General features: G+C 68.1%; 8 protein-coding genes and 2 pseudogenes. 3 read left to right on the top strand and 7 right to left on the bottom strand.

Annotated features, from left to right (window positions below; all coding sequences use genetic code 11):
• Positions 1-142, bottom strand: a pseudogene (locus tag JMF90_RS14675) (oxidoreductase); the annotation flags it as partial.
• Positions 143-243: 101 nt separating this feature from the next.
• On the opposite strand from JMF90_RS14675, the gene JMF90_RS14670 reads away from it, so the two are divergent.
• Positions 244-1,143, top strand: coding sequence for a LysR family transcriptional regulator (locus JMF90_RS14670; protein WP_011694600.1), 900 nt, complete (start codon positions 244-246; stop codon positions 1,141-1,143).
• A gap of 199 nt (positions 1,144-1,342) precedes the next feature.
• Here the strand turns inward: JMF90_RS14670 and JMF90_RS14665 are convergent, their stop codons facing one another.
• A complete protein-coding gene (locus JMF90_RS14665; RefSeq protein WP_041489634.1) occupies positions 1,343-2,104 on the bottom strand; it encodes an isocitrate lyase/phosphoenolpyruvate mutase family protein in 762 nt (253 codons plus the stop codon).
• 146 nt (positions 2,105-2,250) lie between these two features.
• A complete protein-coding gene (locus JMF90_RS14660) occupies positions 2,251-2,718 on the bottom strand; it encodes a MarR family winged helix-turn-helix transcriptional regulator (protein WP_011694602.1) in 468 nt (155 codons plus the stop codon).
• A gap of 81 nt (positions 2,719-2,799) precedes the next feature.
• On the opposite strand from JMF90_RS14660, the gene JMF90_RS14655 reads away from it, so the two are divergent.
• Positions 2,800-3,168, top strand: a complete 369-nt coding sequence (locus tag JMF90_RS14655) for a hypothetical protein (RefSeq protein ID WP_011694603.1) — start codon at positions 2,800-2,802, stop codon at positions 3,166-3,168.
• A 97-nt stretch (positions 3,169-3,265) separates the two neighbouring features.
• A pseudogene (locus tag JMF90_RS14650) lies at positions 3,266-3,882 on the top strand (glutathione S-transferase family protein).
• 60 nt (positions 3,883-3,942) lie between these two features.
• Here the strand turns inward: JMF90_RS14650 and JMF90_RS14645 are convergent.
• The 4 genes from JMF90_RS14645 to JMF90_RS14630 all read right to left on the bottom strand — a co-directional run.
• Positions 3,943-4,665: an HAD family hydrolase gene (locus JMF90_RS14645; protein ID WP_011694605.1), complete on the bottom strand. Its 723-nt coding sequence runs from the start codon at positions 4,663-4,665 to the stop codon at positions 3,943-3,945.
• A 24-nt stretch (positions 4,666-4,689) separates the two neighbouring features.
• On the bottom strand, positions 4,690-5,661 hold the full coding sequence (locus tag JMF90_RS14640) for an ornithine cyclodeaminase family protein (protein ID WP_011694606.1): 972 nt from the start codon (positions 5,659-5,661) through the stop codon (positions 4,690-4,692).
• A 106-nt stretch (positions 5,662-5,767) separates the two neighbouring features.
• Entirely contained in the window at positions 5,768-6,895 is a 1,128-nt protein-coding gene (locus tag JMF90_RS14635) for a DSD1 family PLP-dependent enzyme (RefSeq protein WP_011694607.1), read from the bottom strand.
• Between the two features lie 101 nt (positions 6,896-6,996).
• Positions 6,997-7,816: LysR substrate-binding domain-containing protein (locus JMF90_RS14630; protein WP_201325192.1), on the bottom strand; the 820-nt coding region annotated here is incomplete at its 5' end.

Below are 7,816 nucleotides of genomic sequence, written 5' to 3'. Positions count from 1 at the left end.
CGCGCAACACGTTCAATGCGGCTTCGCGATCTTTCGGCGGGCCGAATACACCGGGGCCTGCGAGCTGCATCGCGCCGTAGCCGATCCGTCTGACGTGGCGATCGCCGAGCCTGAAGGTGGCGGTGTGGCGAATATCGGGCATGACCGTACTCCTGTCGAAGAGATGAATGCGTTCAGCATAAGGACGAGTCGCCTGCGCGATAAGCCGGCATAATTCGCACGGGTTGTACGAAAAGGCGAACAATGCAAACCGATCTGGGCGATCTGAACGCGTTCATGGCCGTGGCACGCGCCAGTGGATTCCGCGATGCCGCACGCGTGACGGGCCTCAGCGCGTCGGGGCTGAGCGAGGCCGTGCGCCGGCTGGAAGCGCGGCTCGGCGTGCGGCTGCTGCACCGCACGACGCGTAGCGTCGTGCCCACCGAAGCCGGCGAGCGCCTGCTCGCGCGCCTCGCGCCGGCCCTGACCGAAGTGGCGGCGGCGCTCGACGGTATCGACGAATTCCGCGGCCGACCGGCCGGCACGCTGAAGCTCAACGTGCCGGTCAGCGCCTCGCGGCTCGTGTTGCCGGCGATCGTGCCGCGCTTTCTCGATGCGTATCCGGACATCCGGCTGGAAGTGACCGCCGACGAAAGTTTCGTCGACGTGCTGGCGGCCGGCTGCGACGCGGGCATCCGCTACGACGAACGGCTCGAACAGGACATGATCGCGGTGCCGATCGGCCCGCGCATCCAGCGGTTCGCGACCGCGGCGGCGCCCGACTATCTCGACCGGCACGGCCGGCCCCGGCATCCGCGCGACCTGCTCGGCCATCGGTGCATGCGCGGACGCTTTGCCAGCGGCGCGATGCCGCCGTGGGAGTACGAGCGCGACGGCGAGGTCGTGCGGGTCGAGCCGGCCGCCGGGCCGCTGCTGGTCCAGATTGGCGGGGCGACGGAGCTGATGGTCGACGCGGCGATCGCCGGGACGGGGATCCTGTATCTGTTCGAAGACTGGGTGCGCCCGCATTTCGACAGCGGCGCGCTCGAACCAGTGCTCGAACCGTGGTGGCGACCGTTCTCGGGGCCCTTTCTGTATTACCCGGGGCGGCGTCTCGTGCCGCCCGCGCTGCGCGCGTTCATCGATTTCATCAAGGTCTCCTGAGCATCGGTCCGTACGCTGCGTGTGCGCGTCGAGCAGGTGCCGCGTGCCATCGTCGGTCATGGGGCCGATCGATGCGCGATGCAGGTGCCGCAGCAGACTGTGCGACACCCGAAGCGTAGGGGCGGGCGTGTCGCGCGCCAATGACATGCGATGTAATCGTTTGACGCGCGAGCGCCCGCCCGCTGCCTCTTGAATGCGTTTAGCCGCCTTGCTTGACCAGCGCCGCCAGCGCTTTCATCGCCTGCAGATACGGATACGGCCCGTGGCTGACACGCGCCACGCCGTACTCGGCGAGTTCCGCGAGCGTCGGCGTTTCCGCGACGCGCATCACGTTCACCGGCAGCGGCGACGCGGCCGTCAGCGCGCGAATCAGCGCGGGCGAGCGTAGGCCCGGCACGAACAGGCCGTCGGCGCCGGCCGCCGCATAAGCGCTGGCGCGCGCCAGCGTCGCGTCGAGCAATCGTTCGTCGTGCGTATCGGCTGCGGCCGTGAAGAACACGTCGGTGCGCGCGTTGATGAAGTAGTCGGCGCCCGCGCGATCGGCCGCCTGCCGGGCTGCTGCGACACGGGCCGCCGCGTCGTCGACGTCGCGCAGTTCGCCCGTCGACGGAAAACTGTCTTCGAGATTGCAGCCGATCGCACCGGCCCGGATGCTGAGTGCGATCGTCTCGGCGACCTCTTCCGGCCGCTCGCCGTAGCCGCTTTCGAGGTCGACGGTGACGGGCAGGTCCGTCGCGCGCACGATCCGCTCCAGCATCTCCATCATCAGCGCGCGCGGCATTTGCTCGCCGTCGCCGAAACCGTTGGCTGCCGCGACCGACCAGCTGCCGGTGGCCAGCGCAGCGGCGCCGGCGTCGGCCACCGCCCGCGCACTGCCGGCATCCCACACGTTGAACAGCGCCAGCGGCTGGCCTGCGCGGTGAAGCGACCGGAAAATCGCGCCTTTCTCGTTGTTGCCCATGCTCGTCTCCTCGTGAATACCGGATCGGTTGTCGTGTCGAGCGATATTGCCATCGAATCGGGCGGTGCGACCGGCGTATGCAATGTCTGCTGACAGCGTGTGACAGAACGTGCGCATGACGGCTGCAGCACGATCCGTGCGCCGCCTCAGTCGCGCGACCCCGGCTCGATCGACAGCGTGCGCAACTGGCCGCGCAACTGGTCGACTTCGCCCGGCGCGAACGGCCGCTCGATCTCGGCATGCGTCTGCTGCCACAGCGGGAAGGCTTCGGCCAGCAGCTCGTGCCCGGCTGGCGTGAGTTCCAGCAGGCGGCTGCGTCGGTCATCCGGGTCCTGCGTAATCGTGACGAGGCCGCGCCGTTCGAGCGGCTTGAGCGCCGCGGTGAGCGTGGTGCGGTCCATCGCGAGCAGCGACGCGACCGATTTCATCGGGGCCGGTTGCGGCCGGTTCAACGACATCAGCAGCGAAAACTGGCCGTTGGTGAGGTCGAGCGGGCGCAGCACATCGTCGAAGATGCGCGCCAGATTGCGCGCCGCGCGCTGCATGTGCAGGCACAGGCAGCAATCGCGCACCATCAGCGTCGTTTCGAAGGGAAGCTTTTCTTTTCGTGCCATGTTGCAATTGTGTTGATATCAACCTATCTTGTCAAGGTCGAGGCGCGGCAACCCGCCGTGCCCGTCATCGGAGGAGAAGGCATGAGTGCGCAACAACAGTTGTATCTCGCCGTATTTCTCGGGACCCGGGACAGCCCGGCGATGAAGGCATGGATGGCGCTGCCGGAGGACGAGCGGCGCACGCGCGAGCGCGATGGCATCGCCGCGTGGCATGCGTGGGTCGAGCGCCATCGCGACGCGATCGTCGAGCTGGGCGGGCCGCTTGGCAAGACCAAGCGCATCGACGCGAGCGGCATCCACGACACGACCAATGCGCTGAGCGGCTTCACCGTCGTGCGGGCGGCATCGCACGAGGCGGCCGCCGCGCTGTTCGAAGGTCATCCGCATTTCACGCTGTTCCCGGGCGTGTCGGTGGAGGTGATGCCGGTGCTGGCGATTCCCGGCGCATGAGCGACGCGCGCTGCGGGGCGCCGCGCGTCGCTTCGCGCGATGTGTCATGCCCGGCATGCGGCAGACATTTTTACGACGTTCTGGATGGAGACTGGCGATGAAGCTTTACGGATTTGCCGGCACCCGCTCGCAGCGGGCGCTGTGGGGGCTGAAGGAACTGGATGCGGATTTCGAATTCGTATCGGTCAACCTGCTCGAGGGCGAGCACAAGCGGCCCGATTTCCTGCGCCTGAATCCGGCCGGCAAGGTGCCGGTGCTGGTGGACGGCGACCTCGTGATTCCCGAATCGGCCGCGATCGTGCTGTATCTCGCGGACAAGTACCCGGAGAAGGCGCTGCTGCCCGTCGATCCGGCGCTGCGGGCGCAGCCTATCGATGGATCATGTTCGCGGTGACGGAGCTCGAGCAGCCGCTGTGGCGGATCACGCGGCATACGTTCCTCTATCCGCCGGAGAAGCGCTCGCCGGCCGATATCGAACTGGCCCGCGAGGATTTCATGACGATGGCCGCGATTCTCGACACGCATCTCGAAGGGCGCGAATTCATCGTCGGCGATTCGCTGACGGTGGCCGATTGCGTGACGGCCTACCTGATCGACTGGGCGAGCGAATGCCACTTGATCGAACCGTTCCCGCAATTGCGCGCGTATCTCGAACGGCTGTATGCACGGCCGAAGGCGCCGCAGCGGATCGCGGACGCGAGGAAGGCGGCGTGAAAGTGAAACGGGCGGCGGGTCATGTGCCGCATCGGCACGACCCGCCGCGTCCGCGTGCGATCACGACACCGTATCGGGTCCGCCGAGCGCACGACACAGCATCGCCAGATCGCGCAACGTGAGATGCGGTGTCGCCGCCTGCGGCGGAGCCGGTTCCCCGTCCGCCCGAGGCTCGCGCACGACCCACGCGGCCTGAAGCCCCGCATTCAGCGCGCCGACGATGTCGAGGTGGAAGTCGTCGCCCACATGCAGCAATTCGGCCGGCCGCACGCCGAGTGCGTCCGCCGCCGCATGGAAGATTTCGGGCTCCGGCTTGGCGAAGCCGAATGCACGCGCGCTGAGCGTCGTGCGGAAGAATTCGCCGCCGCCGGTCAGCCGGAGGTCGGCATTGCCGTTGGTGACCGCGATCAGCGGAAAGCGGGCGCTCAACCACGCCAGCGCCGGCAACGCGTCTTCGTAGAATTCGACGCGATTGCGCGCCGCGTAGAAGACGTCGTAGGCGGACTCGGTCAGCGAGACATCTTCGTTCGCGCGTTCCAGCGCAAGCCGGATCGAGCCGATTCGCATCGCGCGATAGTCGCTGGCGAGATCCGGGCGCAACCGTTCGTATTCCTCACGGAGCGCACTGAGTGCCTGTTGCGTCGGAAGCACGCTCGCGGTATTGGGCGCGTGCTCGATCAGCCATGTGCGCAGCGTCGCCTCGGCCCGGACGACGGACGGCCCGAACGGCCACAGGGTGTCGTCGAGGTCGAACGAGAGGGCGGAAACTTTGGCGAGACGCATGGCGGTTGAAAGCGGGAAGTCGTTTTACCAGGGCCACGGAACGGAGGTTCCGCTGCCGTTGTCGAGCGCGTGTCGATACAGGAAGCGCGCGACGGTCAGATCCTGCAGCGCGAGCCCCGTCATGTCGAAGACGGTGATCTCGTGCGCGGCGCGCTCGACCGATGTCGCACCCGCGAGGATGTCACCGATTTCCGTGCGCGGCAAATCCGGCGCCCACTGGCACTCGCCGATGCTGCGCGCCTGATCGTGATCGTCGACGACGATGCGCGCGCGTTCCAGCACGCCGGCCGGCAGTTCGCGCTTGCCGGCAGTATCGGCGCCTACGCAGGTCAGATGGGTGCCTGGCTGCACCGCATCCGCGTCGAACAAGGGGCCGCCGCCGGGCGTGGCCGTGATCACCACGTCGCTATCGGCGACCGCTTCGTTCCGGTCGCGCGCCACGCCGATCGTGCATCGTTCGACGAAGCGCGATTCGAATGCCGGGTCCGACTCGCCGCTCACGGTCACGTATTGCACCGTGCATCGCCGCGGCAGCAGCGCGAGTGCGTAGTCGAGCTGCACGCGCGCCTGCACGCCGGTGCCGAACACGCAGAGCCGCGTGCTGTCGCGCCGCGCGAGCTGTTGCAGCCCGAGGCCGCCGGCGGCGCCGGTCCGCGCGGTGGTGATCGCGTTGCCGTCCATGATGCACAGCGGGCGGCCCGTCGCCGGATCGAACAACGCGACGGTGGCCTGATGCGGCTCGCCGCCGACGGTTCGATTGGCCGGCCAGAATCCGGCCGCCTTGAAGCCGAGCAGGTCCTGGCCGGCGACGTCGCCCGACTTGATGCCGAACACGCCGCCGGTATGCAGCTTCTCGCGCACCACCGGGAATACGCGTCCGGCCCTTCGACTGTGCAGCACGAAGGCTTCGCGCACGGCCGCCATCACTTGCTCGGTCTGCAGGGCAGGCTCGACGGCATCGCGGTCGAGGAGAAGGAGGCGGGCGTCGGTCGGCATGGTCGGGGGCTGTTCGGTGCGGGACGAATCGAGAGTATTTAAAGTTTGTCCAGAATTGGACAAATAGTCAATGAATGGATGATCCGGCATGCACGCCGGACTTCACTTACCACCCGTAGAAGCGCGGCCACGTCTGCGCGGCGCCGTCGTCGCCCGCCTGGTAGTCGGGATGTTGCGCGCCGGTGGCGCACGCGTGATTCGGCAGGATGCGCAGCCGCGTGCCGATCGGGAACCGCTGCGCGATGCCCGTATCCGGCGTGCCCGCCCGCGACACGATCCCGTGCTCCTGGTTGGCGGCGCTCAGCAGGTAGTCGCCGAGCACGTCGCCGGCTTCGGTACAGACCTGCCCGTAGCCGAAATCGCGCGCCTGGCGTTGCGTGCCGCGGTCGCGGCTCATCGCCATCCAGCCCGCGTCGACGATCGCCCAGCCTTTCTCTTCCTGATGACCGATGACGGTGGTCAGCACCGACAGCGCGATGTCGGACAGTTCGCACACGCCGACGTTGTGCATCACGAGGTCGAACATCACGTACACGCCGGCGCGCACTTCGGTCACGCCGTCGAGCCGTTCCGCCGCGAGCGCGGTGGGCGTCGACCCGATGCTCACGACCGGGCACGGCAAGCCGGCGGTTCTCAGGCGCTCCGCGGCCCGCACGGTGCGGCTGCGCTCCTGTTCGGCGATCGCGGCCAGCGCCTCGGGCGCGTCGTATTCGTAGCTGGAGCCCGCGTGAGCGAGCACGCCGCCGAGCAGCATGCCGCCGTCGGTCAGCGCGCGGCCGACGTCGATCAGCAGGTCGGCGTCGGGCGGGATGCCCGAGCGGTGGCCGTCGACGTCGACCTCGATCCACACGTCGAAACGTTCGCCGTGCTCGCGCCCGAACGCGGCGATCGCGTGCGCGGCCGGCAGGCTGTCGGCGACGATCTTCAGGTCGCAGCCTTGGCGGCGCAGCGCAAGCGCCTGGCCGAGCTTGGCGGGCACCATGCCGACCGCGTAGACGATGTCGCGGATGCCGTGCGCGAAGAACTGCTCGGCTTCCTTGAGCGTCGACACCGTGATGCCCTGCGCGCCCGCCGCGATCTGCGCGTCGACGACGTGCCGGCATTTGGTGGTCTTCACATGCGGCCGGAACCGCACGCCGAGCGCGTCCAGATGCGTCTGCATGCGGGCGATGTTGCGCTGCATGCGGTCGATATCGATCAATGCGGCGGGGGTGTTGAGGGTGTGAAGGTCCACGATGCGTCCGAGGGCGGGGTTGTCGATGCGGACACTGTAGGGCGGTTGGCTCGCGTCGTGTTTAATGCGGGGCTAATCTGCCATTAAATCGAATTTAAGGCTCACGCCTTGCCGCGCCACGGCGGCGGATCGAGAAACTGCCGCGCGGCGTCGAGAAATACCCGCTGCCGCGCGGAGCGGCCGGTACGCGACGGCAACAGCGCCGTCACCGGCGCGGGCGGCAGGCTCCAGCCGGGCAGCAACCGCACGAGCTTGCCGTTCGCGAGCAGCGGCGCGACGTCCCACTCGGAGCGTTCGACGATGCCGAGCCCGGCCAGCGCCCATTCGGTGATGACGGTGCCGTCGTTGGAAGACAGCGCGCCCGTGACGCGGATGACGGTAGACCGCCGTGATTCGCCCTTGACGCCGCGGCCGGGCGAGAAGCGCCAGCGCGGGATGTCTTCGTCGTTCTCGCGCAGGCACAGGCAGTCGTAGCGGGTCAGGTCGGACGGATGATTCAGGTCCTTGAGGCGGCGCGCGTAGCCGGGGCTCGCACACAGGAAGCGCTCGTTGGGCGCGAGCGGATAGCCGATCCACGAAGACGACTTGAGGCTGCCGACATGCACGACCACGTCGGCCCCCGATGCGGTGGTCAATGGGCTCTCCGACAGGTGGAGCGAGATTTCGAGCTTCGGATGCGCGCGCTGCACGTCGCGCACGATCCGCGCGACGTACTTGCGGCCGAAACCGAGCGGGGCGACGACGCGCAGCGTGCCTTGCACGTCGCCGTGGTCGCCCGCGATGTTGATTGGCAGCGCCTCCACGCGCTCGAGGATGCCGACGGCTTCCTGGTACAGCCGCTGCCCTTCGTCGGTCAGCGCGATTCCTTTCGGCTGCCGTACGGCGAGCCTCGCGTTCAGCCGTGCCTCCATTCGTTGCAGG

This window comes from Burkholderia sp. E168m23, assembly GCF_016586125.1.
Classification (GTDB): Bacteria; Pseudomonadota; Gammaproteobacteria; order Burkholderiales; family Burkholderiaceae; genus Burkholderia; species Burkholderia orbicola.
The sequence above is the reverse complement of the archived record's forward strand: the minus strand, read 5'-3'. Positions and strand labels throughout refer to the sequence as shown.